20 protein-coding genes and 1 pseudogene are annotated in these 19180 nt (G+C 64.4%); 13 read left to right on the top strand and 8 right to left on the bottom strand.

Annotated features, from left to right (window positions below; all coding sequences use genetic code 11):
• The first annotated feature begins 63 nt into the window (after positions 1-63).
• On the top strand, positions 64-843 hold the full coding sequence (locus tag YUA_RS0134595) for a 2-keto-4-pentenoate hydratase (RefSeq protein ID WP_027534782.1): 780 nt from the start codon (positions 64-66) through the stop codon (positions 841-843).
• Between the two features lie 295 nt (positions 844-1138).
• Here YUA_RS0134595 and flgH read toward each other — a convergent pair whose 3' ends face one another.
• Genes flgH through flgF form a run of 4 tightly spaced genes read right to left on the bottom strand, consistent with a single transcriptional unit; the run spans position 1139 to position 4628 of the window.
• On the bottom strand, positions 1139-1906 hold the full coding sequence (gene flgH / locus YUA_RS0134590) for a flagellar basal body L-ring protein FlgH (RefSeq protein ID WP_027534781.1): 768 nt from the start codon (positions 1904-1906) through the stop codon (positions 1139-1141).
• 9 nt (positions 1907-1915) lie between these two features.
• Positions 1916-3049 carry a flagellar basal body P-ring formation chaperone FlgA gene (flgA, locus tag YUA_RS0134585; RefSeq protein WP_027534780.1) on the bottom strand — a complete coding sequence of 378 codons (1134 nt, stop codon included), beginning with the start codon at positions 3047-3049 and terminating at the stop codon, positions 1916-1918.
• Between the two features lie 12 nt (positions 3050-3061).
• Complete coding sequence (gene flgG, locus YUA_RS0134580; RefSeq protein WP_027534779.1) at positions 3062-3850, bottom strand: flagellar basal-body rod protein FlgG; 789 nt, start codon at positions 3848-3850, stop codon at positions 3062-3064.
• Between the two features lie 16 nt (positions 3851-3866).
• Entirely contained in the window at positions 3867-4628 is a 762-nt protein-coding gene (gene flgF, locus YUA_RS0134575) for a flagellar basal-body rod protein FlgF (RefSeq protein ID WP_027534778.1), read from the bottom strand.
• A 385-nt stretch (positions 4629-5013) separates the two neighbouring features.
• Here flgF and fliL point away from each other — a divergent pair, with 385 nt between their 5' ends.
• From fliL to YUA_RS45965, 6 genes and pseudogenes are all read left to right on the top strand, one after another.
• Entirely contained in the window at positions 5014-5511 is a 498-nt protein-coding gene (fliL, locus tag YUA_RS0134570) for a flagellar basal body-associated protein FliL (protein WP_027534777.1), read from the top strand.
• 31 nt (positions 5512-5542) lie between these two features.
• Positions 5543-6745, top strand: coding sequence for a flagellar motor switch protein FliM (fliM, locus tag YUA_RS0134565; RefSeq protein WP_027534776.1), 1203 nt, complete (start codon positions 5543-5545; stop codon positions 6743-6745).
• Positions 6742-7188 carry a DUF6468 domain-containing protein gene (locus YUA_RS0134560; protein ID WP_027534775.1) on the top strand — a complete coding sequence of 149 codons (447 nt, stop codon included), beginning with the start codon at positions 6742-6744 and terminating at the stop codon, positions 7186-7188. Before fliM ends, YUA_RS0134560 begins: the two co-directional genes overlap by 4 nt.
• Positions 7189-7197: 9 nt before the next feature.
• A complete protein-coding gene (locus tag YUA_RS0134555; RefSeq protein ID WP_027534774.1) occupies positions 7198-7959 on the top strand; it encodes a MotE family protein in 762 nt (253 codons plus the stop codon).
• Between the two features lie 103 nt (positions 7960-8062).
• Positions 8063-11842, top strand: a complete 3780-nt coding sequence (locus YUA_RS0134550; protein WP_035972521.1) for a hypothetical protein — start codon at positions 8063-8065, stop codon at positions 11840-11842.
• An 81-nt stretch (positions 11843-11923) separates the two neighbouring features.
• Positions 11924-12159: pseudogene (locus YUA_RS45965) on the top strand (hypothetical protein).
• Between the two features lie 20 nt (positions 12160-12179).
• Here YUA_RS45965 and YUA_RS0134540 read toward each other — a convergent pair.
• From YUA_RS0134540 to YUA_RS0134525, 4 genes are all read right to left on the bottom strand, one after another.
• Positions 12180-12830: a hypothetical protein gene (locus YUA_RS0134540; RefSeq protein ID WP_027534772.1), complete on the bottom strand. Its 651-nt coding sequence runs from the start codon at positions 12828-12830 to the stop codon at positions 12180-12182.
• Positions 12827-13240 carry a RusA family crossover junction endodeoxyribonuclease gene (locus YUA_RS0134535; protein ID WP_027534771.1) on the bottom strand — a complete coding sequence of 138 codons (414 nt, stop codon included), beginning with the start codon at positions 13238-13240 and terminating at the stop codon, positions 12827-12829. The genes YUA_RS0134540 and YUA_RS0134535 overlap by 4 nt, the downstream gene beginning before the upstream one ends.
• A 100-nt stretch (positions 13241-13340) precedes the next feature.
• Positions 13341-14096, bottom strand: a complete 756-nt coding sequence (fliP, locus tag YUA_RS0134530; protein WP_027534770.1) for a flagellar type III secretion system pore protein FliP — start codon at positions 14094-14096, stop codon at positions 13341-13343.
• Positions 14093-15061, bottom strand: coding sequence for a flagellar biosynthetic protein FliO (locus YUA_RS0134525; RefSeq protein ID WP_027534769.1), 969 nt, complete (start codon positions 15059-15061; stop codon positions 14093-14095). Before YUA_RS0134525 ends, fliP begins: the two co-directional genes overlap by 4 nt.
• A gap of 353 nt (positions 15062-15414) precedes the next feature.
• Here YUA_RS0134525 and flgB point away from each other — a divergent pair, with 353 nt between their 5' ends.
• From flgB to flhB, 6 genes are all read left to right on the top strand, one after another.
• Positions 15415-15819, top strand: coding sequence for a flagellar basal body rod protein FlgB (gene flgB / locus YUA_RS0134520; protein WP_027534768.1), 405 nt, complete (start codon positions 15415-15417; stop codon positions 15817-15819).
• An 18-nt stretch (positions 15820-15837) separates the two neighbouring features.
• Positions 15838-16263, top strand: coding sequence for a flagellar basal body rod protein FlgC (flgC, locus tag YUA_RS0134515; protein WP_027534767.1), 426 nt, complete (start codon positions 15838-15840; stop codon positions 16261-16263).
• A gap of 17 nt (positions 16264-16280) precedes the next feature.
• Positions 16281-16589: a flagellar hook-basal body complex protein FliE gene (fliE, locus tag YUA_RS0134510; RefSeq protein WP_027534766.1), complete on the top strand. Its 309-nt coding sequence runs from the start codon at positions 16281-16283 to the stop codon at positions 16587-16589.
• Positions 16590-16722: 133 nt separating this feature from the next.
• Positions 16723-16986, top strand: coding sequence for a flagellar biosynthesis protein FliQ (fliQ, locus tag YUA_RS0134505; protein ID WP_027534765.1), 264 nt, complete (start codon positions 16723-16725; stop codon positions 16984-16986).
• Between the two features lie 17 nt (positions 16987-17003).
• Positions 17004-17774 carry a flagellar biosynthetic protein FliR gene (gene fliR / locus YUA_RS0134500; protein WP_027534764.1) on the top strand — a complete coding sequence of 257 codons (771 nt, stop codon included), beginning with the start codon at positions 17004-17006 and terminating at the stop codon, positions 17772-17774.
• A 173-nt stretch (positions 17775-17947) separates the two neighbouring features.
• Positions 17948-19027, top strand: a complete 1080-nt coding sequence (gene flhB / locus YUA_RS0134495; protein WP_027534763.1) for a flagellar biosynthesis protein FlhB — start codon at positions 17948-17950, stop codon at positions 19025-19027.
• The last annotated feature ends 153 nt before the right edge of the window (positions 19028-19180 follow it).

Below are 19180 nucleotides of genomic sequence, written 5' to 3'. Positions count from 1 at the left end.
GTCAGGCCCGGGCGGGGATGCTGAAGTGCCGCCATTGATTGCATAGCGTGGGAGGCGGCGCCGATGGACAAAATTCTCAAGGCCGCAAAGACAATCGCGCTGGCGCGCCGCAACCATGCGCCGCTCGCGGCGCTGGAGGTTCCGCCTGATGACGAGGCCGAGGGTTACCAAGTCCAGCGCGCGTTGCATGATCTCCTGCTGCAGCATGTCGGGCCGCTGGTCGGCTACAAGATCGGCTGCACCAGCCAGGTGATGCAGGAGTACATTGGGATCCCGCATCCGTGCGGCGGCGGCGTGTTCCAGAAGGGCGTGCACGATAGTGGCGTGAAGCTCGCGGCCTCCGACTATGTCCGCGTCGGCGTCGAATGCGAGATCGCCGTGCGCCTGAAGCGCAACCTCGCCGCGGGAGAGGCGCCGTTCACCGCCGAATGGGTTGGTGAAGCCGTCGAGGCCTATCATCCCGCAATCGAGATCGTCGACGACCGTTACGTGAAATGGGAGACGATGGGCGCGCCGACGCTGATCGCGGATGATTTCTTCGCCGCCGGCTGCGTGCTGGGCCCGTCGGTTCCGCGCTCGTCGGTGCCGGACCTGAAATCGGTCAAGGGCCGCGCCATCGTCAATGGCGAGGAGGTCAGCCACGGCACCGGCGCCGACGTGCTCGGCCATCCCCACAACGCCCTCGCCTGGCTCGCCAACCACCTCGCCGCCGAAGGCAAGGGCCTGCATGCGGGACAACTCGTGCTGACCGGAAGCTTGGTGAAGACACTCTGGCTGAAAGCCGGCGACAAGGTGCGGATGGAGCTGGACGGGCTGGGCGTGGTGGAGGCGGAGTTCACGTGAGGGCGCCGCGGCACCCTCCGCCGTCATTCCCCGCGAAGGCGGGGAATCCAGTACGCCGCGCTGTATCGATTTAACAAACAAGGCCTCGGAGTACTGGATCGTCCGCCTTCGCGGACGATGACAGCTGGGGCTTGGCTCACGGTACCGCTCATCACGGTTGCTGGCTCCGGACCCGCCGCCCAACTGCCACCGCCAAAATACATGCGGCCTCCGGCAGGGGAGCTACCGGAGGCCGCGTCGTACATCGTCGTTCGCGCCTAGGTTCGCGAACACGATGTGGGAGCTCGGGAGAGACTTAGAAGGGCAGCAGCACGTCCATGACTTGCTGGCCGTAGCGCGGCTGCTGCACGTCCGTGATCTGGCCGCGGCCGCCATAGGCGATGCGGGCTTGCGCGATCTTGCTGGAATCGATGGTGTTGTCGCTCTGGATGTCTTCGGGGCGGACGATGCCGGCGACCACGAGTTCGCGGATCTCGAAGTTGACGCGGATCTCCTGCTTACCTTCGACGACGAGGTTGCCGTTCGGCAGCACCTGGGTCACGACCGCCGCGACGTTGGTCTGCAACGCTTCCGTGCGCTGCACGCTGCCCTTGCCGTCGCTGGAGGCAGTGGAGTCGGCGGTGAGGATGCGGCCGGGCAGCACCTTCTGCGCCTGAACGCCGAGCGTCTTCGAGCCGATGAAATCGGTGATGCCCGAATCTTCCGAATTGGTGCGGCTGCGCTGGGTCTCGTTGGAGAGGTTGGCCTTGTCGGTGATGTTCACGGTCACGGTCAGGAGGTCGCCGACATGGGTGGCGCGCTGATCCTTGAAGAAGGCGCGGCTGCCGTTGCGCCACAGCGAGTTCGGATTGTAGGAGGCGACTTCCGGCTTCGGCATCGGCATCTGCACCGGCTTGTAGCCGGGCTGCGTCGTCGGGTTTTCGATCGCAGTGAGCTTTGGCTGCTCGCCGATCTGCGACAGGCGGTCGATCGAGGAGCAGCCGCTTGCGAGCGCGCACGTGGCGAGCAGCAGGGCAGAGATCGCGATGCGACGGAGACGGGAAGCCGAACTGAAAGCGGACATGACTTACTCTTACTTTGCCTGAGCTTGCGAGACGCGAGCCTGCGGGATCTGGGCTTGTGCGATCTGGGCCGGCGACGCGGGGGCCTGGACCAGGTTCCGGACGAGGGCATCAGTGTCGACGGGTGCGGGCGCTTCGTCACGCCTGAGCGAGGAGGTCTGCTCGACAGCAGCCGGCATCGGCGCGGACTGGCTGGCGCCCTGCACGGTCACCTGGCCGCGGCCGGTGACGACACCGCTCAGCGTACGCTTGGTCTGCAAATTGAGAACGCTCACGGTGTCGCCCTCGGCGCCACTCTCGATCGCCTTGCCGCGGGTGGTGAGATAGATCCCGGGGACCTGGTAGATGACGGTGACGCTCTGGTCGCGCGATACGAATTCGGGCTTGGCGATGTCGGCGACGCGGATCGGCGTGCCGGCGCGCATCGGCCGGCGAAGCTGCATGCCGACGGCGCGCTCGCGCAGTGCGGGCTCGCCCGTCACTTCGGCTTTCGGCCGGCGCTCCTGTGTGACGTCGGAGGATTTCAGCATCTCGCTGCGATCGATGTCGCGGGTCAGGACCGCGACCTCGACGGTCTCGATCGCAGTGCCGGTCAAGCGCAGCTTGGTCGGCGCCGGGTTGCTGTCGTTGTTGATCTCGAAGGCGATGTCGAAGCGGCCGCCGCGGACGTCGTAGCGGGTCGCAACCGCCTGGAGCGAGCCGGTATTGGAGGCATCGAGCCGCATGTCGGAGACGCCGCGGTCGAGGGTCACGGAGATGTTGGCGGCCTCGCCGAGGCCGAAGCGGCGCTCGAGCGCGGAGGCGACTGCGGTTTCGAGATCCTTGTTGGCGAGCGTGCGGGCAAGCCGGGTGACATGCACCTCCTTGATGTCGCCGGTCATCACGCCGATCACCTGCTTGGCGCGGAGCACGCTCAGGACCTGGGCGACCGGCAGCGCGCCGGTGGTGCCGAGATCGGGCGAGCGATACACCGGGATCAGCGCGGTCGAGCCGGCATTGTCGATGAGGTCGCCGACCCGGACCACGTCCGAGGAGACGGTAACGCTGGCGCGCAGCGTCGGCGCCGCGATGCCGTCGTCGGCGGCCTGCGCCGGCAGCGCCAGCACGAGCAGAGCGGAGAGGGTGACGAGCGTGGTGCGGATCATGGTGTCATCACCTCAGCGGAACAGCGCCGTGGTCGATTGCATCATCTGGTCGGCGGCACTGATGACCTTGGCGTTCATCTCGTAGGCGCGCTGCGCGGCAATCAGGTCGCTCATCTCCGACACGACGTCGACATTGGCCTGTTCGAGGCTGCCTTGCGTGATCTTGCCGTAGCCTTCAGAGTTCGCGGTGCCGTCCTGCGGCGCGCCGGACGACGTCGTCTCGGTGAACTGGTTGCTGCCGACCGGCTGCAGGCCCGCCTTGTTGATGAAACGGGTCACGCCGATCTGGCCGAGAATGGTGTTGCTCGACGAGCCCGGCAGCGTCACCGACACCTGGCCCTGCTCGTTGACGGTGATGCCCGAGGCGTTGTTCGGGATCGTGATGGTCGGCTGCACCGGGTTGCCCTGCGCGGTGACGACGCGGCCCTGATTGTCCATCTGGAACGTGCCGTCCCGGGTGTATTGATAGGTGCCGTCAGGCATCAGGATCTTGAAGAAGCCTTCGCCGGACATCGCGAGGTCGAGATCGTTGCCGGTCTGCGACAGCGTGCCCTGTGTCATGCTGCGCGGCGTGCCGACGGTCTTGACGCCGCCGCCGATGTCGACGCCGACCGGCAGGATGGTGCCCTGGTCCGAGGCCTGCGCGCCGACGCGGCGGACGTGTTCGTAGATCAGGTCCTGGAACGCCGCGGTCTGTTTCTTGAAGCCGGTGGTGCGGAGGTTGGCGATGTTATTGGAGATCACCTGAACGTTCAGTTCCTGTGCCGCCATTCCGGTCGCTGCGGTGTGAAGCGCCTGCATGTCAGTTCTCCCTCAATCAGACCGGAACGTCGGCGAGCTTTTCGATCGCCGATTTGTGGAGGTCGCTCTGCTGCTGCAGCAGGTTGGCGATCGCGGTGTAGCTGCGCATGACCTCGACCATGCGGCTCATCTCGCCGACCGAATTCACGTTCGACTTCTCGATGTAGCCCTGCTGCAGGGTGGACTTGGCGTCGATCTGCTGGTTGGCGGAGCCTGCGCCATAGAGATTGGCGCCGAGCTTGGTCAGCTTGGCCGGATCGTCGAAGGTCACCATGCGGATCTTGCCGCGGATCGAGTCGGTCTTGGCCGTGCCCTCCAGCACCGTCACGGTGCCGTCGGGGGCGACGTTGACGTCGTGGTCGGTCGGCTGGAAGACGATGGGACCGCCGGTGCCGAGCACGAGATTGCCGTCGGAGGTCATGAGCTGGCCGGTGCTGCTGAGCGCGAACTTGCCGTCGCGGGTGTAGCGCTCTGCGCCATTGGCCTGCACAGCGAAAAAGGCGTTGCCGCTGATCGCCATGTCGAGCGGGTTATTGGTCGCCTCCATCGGCCCCTGGCCGACGTCGCGGTAGGTGCCGCGGTCCTGCACATAGGAGACCCGGCGGTCGGAGCCGACGAAATTGTCCTCATGCGCGTTCGAGTTGAGGTACTCCTCGAACAGCGAATGGTCGGCCTTGAAGCCGTTGGTGTTGGCATTGGCGACGTTGTTGGCGATGACATCCATCTGCCGTTCCAGCGTCATCTGCCGTGACAAGCCGATCAGAAGCGCATTCTGCATCGGTCAATCTCCCCTGCGTGAGATCCGCCATTTCGCTCTCCCAAGCGCCTTGGCCGATCCCGTGAACGAGACCGTCGGGTTCTCCCAAACCGTTCAGTCTCGCCCCTCTCTCAGCGAAAGCCGTGCCAACTTGAAATGATTTGAAATTACAATGGCTTGGCTATTTTTCGGCCTCGCCAGCGGGGGGCAGAAAGGTTCTGTTAGCCATGTTTGCCCGGCAGATTTTTCCTAGCGGAGGCCCAATCGAAAGATTCCGTTAACCATTATTACCGTAGCGTTTGCAGGTAAGAGGAGCGCTTTGCGCTGGGGCATTTGTATCGCGTCACTGTCTGCCAGGAGGCTTCGCTCTTTCGACCCATTTTGAGATGAGCGAGCCCGGACGATCATGGCAGATGAAGCGGAAGGCGGCGCAGCCGCCGAAGGCGCGGAAGCAGCTGCCCCCAAAAGCAAGTTCAAGCTGATCCTGATCGTTGTCGGCGTGCTGGTCGTGCTCGGCGGCGGTGCCGCGACCTGGTTCCTGTTCTTCCGTCATGGTGACGACGAGCATCATGCCGAGGCCGCGCCCCCACCGAAGCCGCCGGCCTTCGTCGACGTGCCCGACATGATGGTCAACCTCGCCGGCGCGCCCGGCGAGCGCGTGCAATATCTCAAGCTCAAGATCGTGCTCGAGCTGAAGGAAGAGAAGCAGATCGAGGCGATCAAGCCGTCGATGCCGCGGGTCACCGACATCTTCCAGACCTATGTGCGCGAGCTCCGCTCCTCCGACCTCAACGGCTCCGCCGGCATCTTCCGCCTCAAGGAAGAGCTGACCAAGCGCGTCAACGCCGCCGTTGCGCCGATCCAGGTCAGCGCGGTGCTGTTCAAGGAAGTCGTACTCCAGTGAGGATGCAGCGGAAGGGTACGGGCTAGCGGTCATGGCCGGCAACGAGCAGATGGACCAGGATGCGATTGCCGCCCAATGGGAGGCGTCGCTCGATTCCGAGGATCCCGCGGAAGCCGCGAAGGCTGCTGCCGAAAACGAACTATCGGAGACCATGGCCCTGCAATGGGCGGCCATGGTCGAGGACGGCAGCCGCGATCTCGGCAACGGCAAGAACTCCGGCGAGCGGGTGCTGTCGCAGGAGGAGATCGACAATCTCCTCGGCTTCACCGTCGGCGACGTCACGCTCGACGACCATTCCGGCATCCGCGCGATCATCGATTCGGCGATGGTCTCCTACGAGCGTCTGCCGATGCTCGAAATCGTCTTCGACCGCCTGGTGCGGTTGCTGACGACCTCCTTGCGCAATTTCACCTCCGACAACGTCGAAGTCTCGCTCGACCGCATCACCTCGGTGCGATTCGGCGACTACATGAACTCGATCCCGCTGCCTGCCGTGCTCTCGGTGTTCAAGGCCGAAGAGTGGGACAATTTCGGCATGGCGACGGTCGATTCCAGTCTGATTTATTCGATGATCGACGTGCTGCTCGGCGGCCGCCGCGGCTCGAGCCAGCTGCGCATCGAGGGCCGTCCCTACACCACGATCGAGACCGAACTGGTCAAGCGCCTGGTCGAGGTGGTGCTGGCCGATGCCGAGCAGGCGTTCCGGCCGCTGTCGCCGGTGACCTTCACGATCGATCGGCTCGAGACCAATCCGCGCTTCGCCGCGATCAGCCGTCCCGCCAACGCCGCGATCCTGGTGCGCCTGCGCATCGACATGGAAGATCGCGGCGGTAACATCGAACTGCTGCTGCCCTACGCGACCATCGAACCGATCCGGGCCGTCCTGCTCCAGATGTTCATGGGCGAAAAGTTCGGCCGCGACCCGATCTGGGAAGGCCATTTCGCCACCGAGATCGTGCAGGCCGAGATTTCCGTCGACGCCGTGCTCTACGAGGCCGACATTCCGCTCAAGCAGCTGATGCGGCTGAAGGTCGGCGATACGCTGCCGCTGGACATGCGCGCCGATGCCAACGTCACCGTGCGCTGCGGCGACGTCACCATCACCGAAGGACGCATGGGCCGGGTCGGGGAGCGCGTTGCGATCCGCGTGACGAAACCCTTGCGCAAGCCAAGTACGACACTTGCGATGTTCGAGAAGGTGGACGAACAGAACAAGCTGATGGAGGCCCCATGAACCACTCCCTAGGAATGGCAATCGAGACGCTGGTGGCTATCCTGCTGATGCTCACGATCGGCTACTGCATCCTGCTCAACAAGCGGCTGACGCGGCTGAAGGCGGACGAGCATTCGCTGAAGGCGGTGATCGGCGAGCTCATCACGGCGACCGAGATCGCCGAGCGCGCGATCGGCGGGCTCAAGCTCGCCGTGCGCGACGTCAACGAGAATCTCGGCAGCCAGCTTGCCGCTGCCACGCAGATGTCCGACCAGCTCCACAAGCAGCTCGGCGAGGCCGATAACGTGGTGCGCCGCCTCTCCAAGATCGCGATCGCGGCGCGCCCGGTCACGAATCCCGAAATGGCGACCGCACCTGCGCCCAAGCCGTCGGCGGCGAAGGCGGTGGCCGCGGCTGCCGAAGCCTTCTCCGAGCGCCGAAGGTCCAACGGTCTCGCCGCATAAAGTCAGGGTATGAAGTCCTTTCGTAACATCCGCGTCATTCCGGTCGTCCTGGTTGCGGTCGCAGGTCTCGCCACGCTGAAAGTGGCGGGACTCGTGATCAATGGTGGCTACGTTTTCGATTACCAGCCGAACAGCGTGAAGAAGTCCTGGGCGCAGGAGAATTTGAACTTCCCGACTGGGCGAGAGGACCCTGATATCACCGGCTCGACGCATGGCGCGCCGAAGGAAGCGCCGAAGCCGGCCGCACCTGAGAGCAAGCCCGAGGGCACCCCGGTCAAGATGGACGAGGCCCAGCCGCAGGTCTCGGCCTCGGAGCGCGCGATCCTGGAACGGCTGCAGGCGCGCCGCCAGGAGATCGAGTCCCGCCAGCGCGAGATCGACATCCGCGAGAGCCTTTTGAAGTCGGCCGAGAAGCGCATCGAGAACAAGGTCGAGGAGATGAAGGCGGTGGAATCCCGCATGAGCGCGACCCAGGCCGAGCAGAAGGCCGCGGAGGCCCAGCGCTTGAAGGGCCTCGTGACCATGTATGAGGGCATGAAGCCCAAGGATGCCGCGCGGGTGTTCGACCGGCTGGAAATGGGCGTGCTGATCGAGATCGCCTCGGCGATCGCCCCGCGCAAGATGTCCGACATCCTGGGGCTGATGTCATCGGAAGCTGCCGAGCGGCTGACGGTCGAGATGGCGCGTCGTGCCAATGGGGGCGGGGATCAGGCTGCTTCCGCCGGCGATCTCCCCAAGATCGACGGCAAGCCGACGCAAAAGCCGAATTGAGGGCTCATACTTAAGAAGTCCTTAATTGCGAAAACCTACATTCGAAGGCATGGGCCGGCACCAGTGCCGGCGTGGACCCATCGAACCGGAAGAAGTGCCGCCAATGGCGCGAGAGGCTGCCGCTGGATTTGTGTCGCGAGCCCGCGCTTTGGCGCTGAGGCTGTCGCGCCATGTCCGCAAGGCACCTGTGCTGGCCGCCTGTCTCCTGATCGGTCTTAACACTGCTGCCCGTGCCGCCGATGCGGTCCGGGGCGAGGCGAGCTTTTCGGCCAGCGGCGGCTTTGCCCGTCTCGTGATCAAGCTCGGTGAGGACGTTTCCTCCGAGGTGACGACCGCCGGCTCCATTCTCATCATTCGCTTCGACCGCCCCGTCGACGTTCCTGTCGACCGCGTGCCGGAAGGCGCGCCCGATTACGTCAACTCCGCCCGCCGCGATCCCGATGGCAGCGCGATCCGGCTGTCGCTGGCGCGGCGCGTTACCGTCAACACCATGAATGCGGGCGAGCGCACCTTCATCGACCTGCTGCCGGAGGGCTGGAAGGGGCCGCCGCCGAGCCTGCCGATGGACGTGGTGAAGGAGCTCGCCGAGCGCGCGCGTGCCGCCGAGCGCGCGCTGCGCGCCCAGCGCGCCGCGGCCGAGAGCAAGAAGCGGCCGCCGATCCGTGTACGTGCCTCGGTGCAGCCGACCTTCGTGCGCTTCGTGTTCGAGATGCCCGACGGCGTGGGCGTCTCCTCCGTGCTCAACGAGCAGAAGCTGACGCTCGCTTTCAACGCCAATCTCAGTTTCGACCTCGCGGATGCCGTCGTCGCAGCGCCGCCGAACGTCGCTTCGATCAAGCAGAAGTCCGATATCGACCAGACCAGCGTCGAGATCGCGCTGATCGGCGATTCCGACGTGCACTCCTTCCGCGACGACAAGAACTACGTCGTCGACATCGCTTTCCAGCCCGACAAGGACAAGGTGGCGGCGACGCCTGAAGCCGCGATCGCGAAGGCCGAAGCCGGCGGTCATGGACCGGCACCGGTCGCTGAAAAACCGACGGCAACAAAGCCGAAGGATGCCCATCGCGAGATCACGCCGCCGACTTCGGAGGCGATCGCGCGCGAAGCTAAAATGAAGTCGGAGGCGAAGCCGGAAGCACCGGTCGCGATGCCGCCCGCCGAGGCGCCGAAGCCGGCATCGGTGGTCGCCGCGCCTATGGCCGAAGCCCCGCAGGTTGCCGAAGCGCCCAAGGAATCGAAGGAAGCCGCGGCACCGGTCGCGCCCGTCAAGCCGGCGGCGCCTGCGGTTGCCGAGGCGCCCAAGGAGGTTGTCGAGGAAGCGGCCAAGGAACAGGTCAAGGAACAGGTCAAGGATGTTCCGAAAGAGGCCGTGAAGGCTGAAGCCAAGCCTACGCCCAATCCAGCACCCGCCGAGGTGCAAGCGGCGCCGCCGGCTCCTGTTGCCAGCGTCGATGCGCGCCGCGACAGCGACGGCCTGCGCGTGACGTTCCCGCTTGCTGTCGCAACGCCGGCCGCAGCGTTCCGCCGCGGCGACACGGTGTGGCTGGTGTTCGACTCGCAAAAGCCGATCGACGTCGAGGCGATCCGCGCCCGGGGTGGCGCGATGATCGGCGAGGTCAGCCGCTTGCCGCTCGAGAAGGGGCAGGCGGTGCGCATCCGTCTCACCCGTCCGCTGGTCTATTCGCTGACCAGTGAGGAGGTCGGCAAGGAGACCAACTGGCTGCTCACGCTCGCCGACAGGATCCAGGCAACGCCGCTGCCGCTGATGATGTCGCGCAACATCACCGACCCCGCGCTTGCCAACATCGCCATCCCCTTTGCCAATCAGGGCCTGCTGCACAAGCTCACCGACCCCGATGCCGGCGACATGCTCTATGTCGTCACCGCGCAGCGGCCGGTTCGCGGTTTCATCAAGCGGCAGGATCTCGTCGACCTCTCGCTGCTGGAATCCGCGCATGGCATCGCGATCCGGCCGAATTCCGACGAGGTCGGCGTCGAGGTCGGATCGGACAAGGTCATTCTCGGCAAGAAGGGCGGCCTGACGCTGTCGCCGGTCGACGTTTCGGCCGAGCGCGCACCAACCGCGGTGCGGCCGGTCTTCAATCCCGAGGGCTGGCGCAAGGGCCAGTCGGAGGATTTCTGGACGCGCCAGAGCGATCTGATCACGGCGATCTCGGCCGTCGAGCCGGCGCAGCGTTCGCTGCCGCGACTCGATCTCGCCCAGTTCTACATGTCGCGCGCGATGTATCACGAAGCCAAGTCCGTGACCGAATTGATGCTGACCGATTCCCACAACAAGGAGGAGAGCAACGCTCTGATCATCCACGCGATCGCGAGCATCCTGATCGGGCGGCCGGCGCAGGGCCTTAAGGATCTCGCCAATCCCGTGATCGGCAACAGCCACGATTCCCAGCTCTGGAAGGCGCTCGCCTATGCGCGCCAGGGCAAATGGGCGGACGCCCGCGAAAAATTCAAGAACGTCGAATTCGCCATCGCCTCGCTGCCGCTCGACATCCAGCGCATCGTGACGATGGATGCGATGCGCGCCTCGCTCGAGGTGAAGGACTATGCCGGCGCCTCCAAGCGCCGCGGCGAGATCGAGGTGGTCGGCGTATCGCCGGAGGCGGGACCCGGCTTTGCCGTGCTGCGCGGCCGGCTCGCCGAAGCGCTCGGCCACGACAAGGACGCGCTCGACGACTACAAGTTCGCCGTCGCCTCGAACGACCGGCCGGCGGCCGCCGAAGCCAAGCAACTCGAGGTCGCGCTACGGCAGAAGCGCGACGAGATCAGCAAGGAAGAGGCGCTGCGCGAGCTCGAGACGCTGTCGATGACCTGGCGCGGCGACGCGATCGAGGTCAAGACGCTGCAAATGCTGTCGCAGCTTTATTCCGAGAACGGGCGGTACCGCGACGCGCTCACCGCGGCGCGCACCGCGACCAAGCTGCAGCCGAACGCGGACGCCTCGCGCCAGGCGCAGGATCTGGCGTCGGATCTGTTCACGCAGATCTTTCTGGGGCCGAAGGGCGACGAACTGCCGCCGGTCGAGGCGCTCGGGATGTTCTACGAGTTCCGCGAGTTGACGCCGATCGGCCGACGCGGTGACGAGCTGATCCGCCGCCTGGCCGACCGTCTCGCCTCGATCGATCTGCTCGACCAGGCCGCCGAGCTCCTGCAATACCAGGTCGACCACCGCCTCGAAGGCGCAGCGCGCGCGCAGGTCGCCGCGCGCCTCGCGATGATCTATCTCGCCAACCGCAAGCCGGACATGGCGATCACGGCGCTGCGCGCGAGCCGCATCAGCGACCTCTCCGGCGAGTTGCGGCAACAGCGCCTGCTGCTGGAGGCGCGCGCGCAGAGCGACGTCGGTCGTCATGACCTTGCGCTCGACATCGTCTCCAACGTCAGCGGGCGCGAGGTGCTGCGGCTGCGTTCCGACATCTTCTGGGCGGGACGTCGCTGGCGCGAATCCGCCGAGCAGATCGAGCTCTATTACGGCGAACGCTTCCGCGACTTCAAGCCGCTCAACGCGGTGGAGAAGAGCGACATCATCCGCGCCGCCGTCGGCTATGCGCTCGCCGACGACTCGATCGGGCTGTCTCGCTTCCGCGAGAAATATGCTCCCCTGATGAGCGAGAGCGCCGACCGGCTCGCTTTCGACATCGCCAGCAAGCCAGCCGGGGCCTCCAGCGCCGAATTTGCCGAGATTGCAAAGCTTGCCGCAAGCGTCGACACGCTCGATGGTTTCCTGCGCGAGATGAAGCAGCGCTTCCCCGACGCCACCGCGCGTGCGCCGGCTTCGCCGCAGGCCAAGGACGAGAGCGATCACACCGGCTCGCTGCCGACGATCCCGGTCGTGCGGCAGATCAAGATGACGCGGTAGGAACCCTGCTGCTTCTGGCCTCTCGACAGGTGCCGGGCGAGACGGGCAACCTGTGCACCTTCATCCCCGGAGAGCGACGATATGAGCAAGCCTGCCAAGACCGAAGCCGAACTCATCGCCATGGCGCGCGCCGAGTTGAAGGTCCATGCCGACAGCCCCGAGGGCATGTCCATCTTGGTCGTTCGCGACGGCGACCGCTGGGAGTTCCGCGCCGATGCCGATCAGGCGACACGGACAAGCCCGGCTTCCCCGAAAGCGTCGCCATGCTGGTGCAGATCGGCGATCACCTCAGCAAGCAGTATGATTTGAAGGGATAGGTGCCTCGGCTTCGGATCGGTCAATTGCTAGGCTCGGGCGCTCCGATGGCCGAAAGCTGCCTTAGAACTCCGATGAGCCGCTCCAAATCCTCAGGGCGGATGGCCGTGCCGAGATCGCCATGTATGAGCCGATTGCGCTTCTCCGAGAGGAGCCTCATTTGATCGGCATCAGTGGGGGTCAGCAGCCCTTCTTGACCCAGAACTTCCACTAGACGACCAGGCGTCTGCGGACGATCGAAGCGCCCCTGCACGGATGCTCTGCCCTCGGCCTCGAATGTTGCCCATGCGAGCAAGAATGCAGCGCGCAAGGCGTCGACGCCGCGTAGCCTTTCGATCTCGCCTAACGCATCATCGATTGCCTGCCGCGATTGTACTGGAAGCGTTACGCCCAAAGATGTGGGAGCAACAAATAGAACCTTCAGTTCCCACTCTCGCTGCTTGGCAAAGCGAGCGGCAACGTCCTTTAGCCGTTCGTTCTGGCGCGTCGAGGGTCTCGCGACCTCGAGAACAATTTTCTTTCCATTTCCAGTCGCAACGGCGTCGGGGACGAAGTCTCCCAGAAAGTCGGGTACGAGCGGGGCACGCGGATGCAAAAATACATCATATCCTTCTGACTCCAAACGCGCGATCTCCTGCTGTAAAACTTGCTCCTCGCTTCCAGTCTCGGTCATCGCAGTTCCTCGAACGGATCGTCAGATACTTTTACATATAAAACCGGCTTTGGGCCGGTAATCGCATCGACAATCGTCGTTGACGGGTTTGAAAAGCTAAAGACGTTGCCAGGCTCAAACTTTTGAACCACAACGCGCTCGACCTGTGCATCATCCAGATAAATGTGGGCGCAAAGAGCGTCCAGTACAAGCTTGACGATGTTATCTATGTCGCCCGGCATCGAACCTTCGGGAAGATAGTACATAGTCACAGCCATTCGCTGCCCAGAGACAAAATGGGGATGCGGAATGGTGCTCGAACTTGCCGTCTTTACTCGGTCCTTCCAGTCCTCTCGGGCGGCCGCGTTTTTAGCCTGAAAGGAAACCGGCGTCCCATGAACCAGAAATTCTAAGGGAAATTCGATTTCCATCCTACGAACCCATCCCCCAAATTCCAATGTTACCGGGACGTGCGTAGGTGTCAATTTCGCCGGAGGGTAGAGACGCGACGCTCGGAGGGGCGGGCCGCCACTAGCCCCCGTAGCTCTGCACCAGACTTCCCGCCACCAGCGACCAGCCGTCGACCAGCACGAAGAAGATCAGCTTGAACGGAAGCGAGATCGTCGCGGGCGGCAGCATCATCATGCCCATCGACATCAGCACCGAGGCGACGACGAGGTCGATGATCAGGAAGGGGAGGAACAGGAGGAAACCGATCTCGAAGGCACGCTTCAGCTCGGAGATCATGAAGGCGGGGACGAGGATACGTAGCGCGAGTTCGTCTGGCGTTGCCGGCGGCGGCTCGCCGGAGAGATCGAGAAACAGCTTCAGGTCCTTCTCGCGCACGTTCTTCTGCATGAAGCCGCGCAAGGGGACGGAGGCGCGCTGCAGTGCATCCTCCACGCCGATCTGGTTGGCGACGAGCGGGCGGATGCCGTCGTCGTAGGATTTCTGCAGCACCGGTCCCATCACGAAGAAGGTGAGGAACATCGCCAGCGCCAGGATCACCGAGTTTGGCGGCGCCGTCGCCGTACCCATGGCGGTGCGCAACAGCGACAGCACGACCACGATGCGCGTGAATGACGTCATCATGATCAGGATCGACGGCGCGATCGACAGCACCGTGAGCAGCGCGATCAGCTGGATCGCGCGCTCGGTGACGCCGCCGCCACCCTGGCTGCCGAGATTGATGCTGATGTCCTGCGCATGCACAAGGCTTGCGAGCGACGTCGCGGCGATCAGGACAGAAAAAAAGAATACTCTACGCGGGAAGGACGGCAGCCTCACGAAGACGGCTTCGGACGGCCGAGCAGCGAGGCCATCTCGTCTTCGAGATTCTCAAAGCTGGTCTTCTCCGCAGCCGGCTTGGCCGGCGGCGCCGGCGGCTCGGCGCGCGCAGCGCGCGGCGGCGGCGCAGGCGGATCCGGGGCAACCGGCGGGGCGGTGGTCTCGCCGCCGGGACGACGGAGCGCGGCCTCGAGGCGCTGGGCCATCTCGGCGAGATTCTGTTCGGCGCTCGACGGCGCGGCAGCAGCGGCCGGCGGCGGCACCGGCGGAGCCTGCGGCACGGGCGGAGGAGGCGGTGGCGACGCGGCTGCGCGCTCGGCGCGCACCGGCGGCACTTTCACCGGCTCGCTCTGGCGCGGCGGGCGCGGCATCAGCGGCGACTCGCTGCGCGCAACGCGCGGCGGCATCGGCTCGGGGCGGGGCTCGCGCTCGGGACGCGGAGGCATCGGTTCGGGCGAAAAGCCGCCGAGCGCAGGTTCGCTGCGCCGTTCGGCCAGAGCGGGCGCCGGCCGGCGGACTTCGTCGGCGAAGGAGGGACGTGCGGGTCGCGGCGTCGGCTCGGGCATCTGTGGCTCGGGATGATCGAGCACTTCAGGTCGCGGCGCTTCGTCGGCCCAGCTGGTGGCATCCGGCATCGGGGCGAGTCGCGGCGGCTCGACCGCGCTGGGGCGCTGCGGAATCTGGTCGCGGCCGGCTGCGGCGCGGACGATATTCGGTTCGACGACGATGTCGGTGGGGCCACCGATCATCAGGAGATGTTCGACATTGTCACGGCGTACCAGCACCAGGCGCCGGCGGCCGTCGACGGCGGCGGCGTCGATCACGGCGAGCCGGGGCATCCTGCCGCGCTGGGTGTTGGCGCCGAGCCGGGTGGTCGCGAATCGGCGGACCAGCCACGCCGCGACGCCGATCAACGCCAGAACGACGATGAACGCGACGATGAAAGTGATAGGGCTACCGTTCATACCTGTCCCCGGCAAATGGCGCTTCTTTCGTGCCTATGGTCGAATACGCCGACCACCGGCGTGCGATGCCCCAAAACTGCGATCTTTTAACGTCCCGCGGCAAGTTTTGCCGTCCCCAACTCTTAATAACCTATGAATCGCCCGATCCAAAACGACTTCTTGGCCTGCGCTGAGGCCGCCAAGCGGTTGGGTTAATGCGGCTTTTGGAACGCGTAGAATCACGGGATGGGCATTACATGTCTCAATCAGAAACATGCATCCGCCTCGCCTTAACCACCTGTTAACCATACACGCGGCAAATTCTGCCTAGCTTCGGACCTGAGCGTCCGCAAGAGGCGGAAGGAGCCGCAACGATGTCCATCAACGATCTTCCGGTGCTGTCGGCGCTTCGCACCAAGATGCAGTGGCACCAGGAACGCCAGCGTGTCCTGTCCGAGAACGTCTCCAACTCCGACACCCCCAATTTTCGGCCGCGCGAGTTGGTCGAGCCGAAATTCGACAGGACGGGCGTCGTGTCGGGGGGGACAGGGCCGCTGGCCATGACCGTCACCAGCGCCTCGCACATGACGCCGTCCGGCGCGGTCTCGAGTTTCGACCAGAACAAGAATGCGGGTTTCGAGACCCGCCCTGCGGGCAATGCGGTCAATCTCGAAGAAGAAATGCTGAAGTCCGCCAGCAACCAGATGGATTACGCGGCGGTGACCTCGCTCTATTCGAAGAGCCTGCATCTTCTGAAGACCGCGATCGGCAAGGGCTAGAGCTAGAGGACGCAGATCATGGCGAATGACAGCAGTGACTTTGCCCGCTCGATGGCGATCGCGACCTCCGGGTTGCGGGCGCAGGCCGGGCGCATGCGGGTGATCTCGGAAAACATCGCGAATGCCGACTCGACCTCGCCGACCGCAGGCGGCGATCCCTATCGGCGCAAGGTGCCGACATTCTCCTCGGCGCTCGATCGCACGCTCGACGCGCAGGTCGTCACGCTGGGCAAGATCAAGCCCGACCAGTCCAACTTCCGCGTCAAATACGAGCCGAGCAATCCGGCGGCGGATGCCACCGGCAACGTCAAATATCCCAACGTGAACTCGGTGGTCGAAATGACCGACATGCGCGATGCGCAGCGGTCCTACGAGGCCAATGTCAACATCATCAGTGCGACGCGCCGGATGATCCAGCGCACGCTCGACATCCTCAAGAGCTGAACAGGAAACCTTAAGCCATGGCAACACCGACAATCGCGGCCAATGCTTATGCCAACCTTGCCCGCGTGCTGGAAAATACCGGCGCCGGCAAGGGCGGCGAGGCGAGCGGGCAGTCCTTTGCCTCGCTACTGAAAGACGCCGTTGGCAGCGTCATGGAATCCGGCCGCAAATCGGACGCGCAGACCGTCGCAATGGCGTCCGGCAAGGCCAACGTGATGGACGTGGTGACGGCGGTCGCCGACACCGACGTCGCGGTGTCCACGCTGGTCTCGGTCCGCGACCGCGTGATCGCGGCGTATGAAGACATCATGAAGATGCCGATCTGATGGTTGTCATTCCGGGGCGCGCGTAGCGCGAACCCGGAATCCATGGTGCCACAGACGATGCCGCCCGATGGATTCCGGGCTCTCGCTTCGCGAGCCCCGGAATGACGAAACAATTCACAGTGAGAAATCAAAAATGACCGGACCCGAGACCCTCGACGTCGCCCGCGATGCGATCTGGACCATCGTGATCGTGTCCTCGCCGCTGATGGTGGTAGGGCTCGTGGTCGGCGTGATCGTGTCGCTGTTCCAGGCGCTGACGCAGATCCAGGAGCAGACCCTGGTCTACGTGCCGAAGATCCTGGCTATCTTTGCCACGATGCTACTGGCGCTACCGTTCATGGCCGACGCCCTCCATTCCCACATGCTGCGGATCTCGTCGCGAATCATCGGCGGCTGAGGCACTATGCGCCCACCATGCGCATCGACGTCTCGCTGCTGCCGGCGCTTGCCGCGGCCTTCATGCTCGCCTTCGCTCGGATCGGCGCGATGGTGATGCTGCTGCCGGGGCTCGGCGAGACCAACATCCCGACGCGGGTGAAGCTGTCGATCGCGCTTCTTCTGACGCTGATCATCCTGCCGTTGCATCGCAACGCCTACCAGGTCGACATGGGCTCGCTCGCGCCGATGCTGGTGCTGATGCTGCATGAGATCGTGATCGGCATCGTGCTGGGCGCGACCGCGCGCGTGACGCTGTCGGCGCTGCAGGTCGCAGGCGCCGTGATCGCGCAGCAGATGGGGCTCGGCTTCGTCACCTCGGTCGATCCGACGCAGGGGCAGCAGGGCGTTCTGGTCGGCAATTTCCTCACCATGCTGGGCGTGACCCTGCTGTTCGCCACCGACAGCCATCACCTGGTGATCGCGGCGCTGAACGACAGCTACGCGATCTTCGCGCCGGGCGAGACCGTATCGAGCGGCGACATCGCTTCGCTGGCCACGCGGGCCTTCTCCGCCGCGTTCCTGCTCGGCTTGCAACTGTCGGGGCCGTTCCTGGTGTTTGGTCTCGTCTTCAATATCGGGCTCGGCGTGCTGGCGCGGCTGATGCCGCAGATGCAGGTCTATTTCGTCGGCGTGCCGCTATCGATCTTCGCGGGTTTCATGGTGCTGGCCGTGGTGCTCACGGCGATGATGGGCACTTACCTCGATTACTTCATCGGTGTCATGCACCAGATGGTGCCGCTCAGATAGGTGAGCTAGTGCCGCCGATTTGAAATTCCTACAGTGCAAGCCTCACCTCCGACCAGGAACTTCAAATCGATCAGCGGCACTAGCCAAATTTAGAGTCTTGTAGCGCCCCTGTGCTTTCCGAAGTTCGTGCACGGGGGCCGCGAAAGTGACGAACTTCGGAAAGCGGGCGCTACGTGGCGGAAGATAACGATCCAGAGAGTCAAACAGAAGATCCGACGCAAAAACGTCTCGAAGAGGCGCTCGAACGCGGCGACGTCGCCAAAAGCCAGGAGATCAACACCTGGTTCATGATCGCGGGCGGAACGCTAGTGGTCTCGACCTTCTCCGGCTCGGTCGGCAGCGGACTGCTGACGCCGATGCGCAATCTGCTCGCCAATTCCTGGATGATCAAAACCGACCCCGGGAACCTGCTCGCGCTGATGCAGCAGGTCGAAGTCGCGGTGTTCGCGGCGGTCGGCGTGCCCTTGCTAATGCTGGTGATCGCGGCCATTGCCGGCAACATGCTCCAGCATCGCCTGGTATGGTCGGCCGAATCCCTCACGCCCAAATTCAGCAAGCTCTCTCCCGCCGCCGGCTTCAAGCGCATCTTCGGCAAGCAGGCGGGAGCGAATTTTCTCAAGGGCATCGGCAAGCTGGTCGTGCTCGGCGCGGTCATGACCACGATCCTTTGGCCGGAACGGCACCGCATGGAGGCGATGGTCAAGCTTGATCCGATGGCTATGCTGGGCGCCGCCACCGGCATGACCGTCCATCTGCTCGGCGCCGTGGTCGCCGCGCTCGCGATCATCGCCATTGGCGACTATTTCTTCCAGTATCGCAGCTGGTTCCAGCGGCAGAAGATGTCGCTCCAGGAAATCAAGGAAGAGTTCAAGCAGTCCGAAGGCGACCCGCATATCAAGGGCAAGCTCCGGCAGTTGCGCCAGCAGCGCTCGAAAAAGCGGATGATGGCAGCGGTTCCCAAGGCCTCCGTGATCGTCACCAACCCGACCCACTATTCGGTGGCGCTGTCCTACGAGCGCGGCATGTCGGCCCCGATCTGCGTCGCCAAGGGCGTCGACAACCTCGCTTTCAAGATCCGGGAGATCGCGCGCGAGCACGATATTCCGATCGTCGAGAACGTGCCGCTGGCCCGTGCGCTGTACGCCACCGCCGAAATCGACAAGGAAATTCCTGTCGAGCATTACCATGCGGTCGCCGAAGTCATCGGCTACGTCATCCGGCTGAAGCGCGGTTTTAGCGCCGCGCGGCAATAAAACCCCGAAAAGTACCGGAAATGGCTGTAAACTGGGAATCAGCGTACCTTTCGCCCCTGCCGCCCTTGCGTCCGCGGGTCCGATTCAGGCAGGGAGGACCCCACGTGCCCCGTGGCGCGTTGATTCTCTGCCGACAGGCCATGCCAGCGTGAA

The organism is Bradyrhizobium sp. WSM3983, from assembly GCF_000473045.1.
Lineage (GTDB): Bacteria > Pseudomonadota > Alphaproteobacteria > Rhizobiales > Xanthobacteraceae > Bradyrhizobium.
The sequence above is the reverse complement of the archived record's forward strand: the minus strand, read 5'-3'. Positions and strand labels throughout refer to the sequence as shown.

Bases quoted from the DNA above. Each gene is read 5' to 3' on its own strand.
- YUA_RS0134560 (WP_027534775.1), top strand. From the start codon at position 6,742: ATGAACCACTCCCTAGGAATGGCAATCGAGACGCTGGTGGCTATCCTG.
- YUA_RS0134540 (WP_027534772.1), bottom strand. From the start codon at position 12,830: ATGACCGAGACTGGAAGCGAGGAGCAAGTTTTACAGCAGGAGATCGCG.
- flgH (WP_027534781.1), bottom strand. From the start codon at position 1,906: ATGTCCGCTTTCAGTTCGGCTTCCCGTCTCCGTCGCATCGCGATCTCT.
- flgA (WP_027534780.1), bottom strand. From the start codon at position 3,049: ATGATCCGCACCACGCTCGTCACCCTCTCCGCTCTGCTCGTGCTGGCG.
- YUA_RS0134550 (WP_035972521.1), top strand. From the start codon at position 8,063: ATGGCGCGAGAGGCTGCCGCTGGATTTGTGTCGCGAGCCCGCGCTTTG.
- fliM (WP_027534776.1), top strand. From the start codon at position 5,543: ATGGCCGGCAACGAGCAGATGGACCAGGATGCGATTGCCGCCCAATGG.
- fliQ (WP_027534765.1), top strand. From the start codon at position 16,723: ATGACCGGACCCGAGACCCTCGACGTCGCCCGCGATGCGATCTGGACC.
- YUA_RS0134555 (WP_027534774.1), top strand. From the start codon at position 7,198: ATGAAGTCCTTTCGTAACATCCGCGTCATTCCGGTCGTCCTGGTTGCG.
- fliE (WP_027534766.1), top strand. From the start codon at position 16,281: ATGGCAACACCGACAATCGCGGCCAATGCTTATGCCAACCTTGCCCGC.
- YUA_RS0134525 (WP_027534769.1), bottom strand. From the start codon at position 15,061: ATGAACGGTAGCCCTATCACTTTCATCGTCGCGTTCATCGTCGTTCTG.
- fliR (WP_027534764.1), top strand. From the start codon at position 17,004: ATGCGCATCGACGTCTCGCTGCTGCCGGCGCTTGCCGCGGCCTTCATG.
- flgG (WP_027534779.1), bottom strand. From the start codon at position 3,850: ATGCAGGCGCTTCACACCGCAGCGACCGGAATGGCGGCACAGGAACTG.
- fliL (WP_027534777.1), top strand. From the start codon at position 5,014: ATGGCAGATGAAGCGGAAGGCGGCGCAGCCGCCGAAGGCGCGGAAGCA.
- flgC (WP_027534767.1), top strand. From the start codon at position 15,838: ATGGCGAATGACAGCAGTGACTTTGCCCGCTCGATGGCGATCGCGACC.
- YUA_RS0134595 (WP_027534782.1), top strand. From the start codon at position 64: ATGGACAAAATTCTCAAGGCCGCAAAGACAATCGCGCTGGCGCGCCGC.
- flgF (WP_027534778.1), bottom strand. From the start codon at position 4,628: ATGCAGAATGCGCTTCTGATCGGCTTGTCACGGCAGATGACGCTGGAA.
- flgB (WP_027534768.1), top strand. From the start codon at position 15,415: ATGTCCATCAACGATCTTCCGGTGCTGTCGGCGCTTCGCACCAAGATG.
- YUA_RS0134535 (WP_027534771.1), bottom strand. From the start codon at position 13,240: ATGGAAATCGAATTTCCCTTAGAATTTCTGGTTCATGGGACGCCGGTT.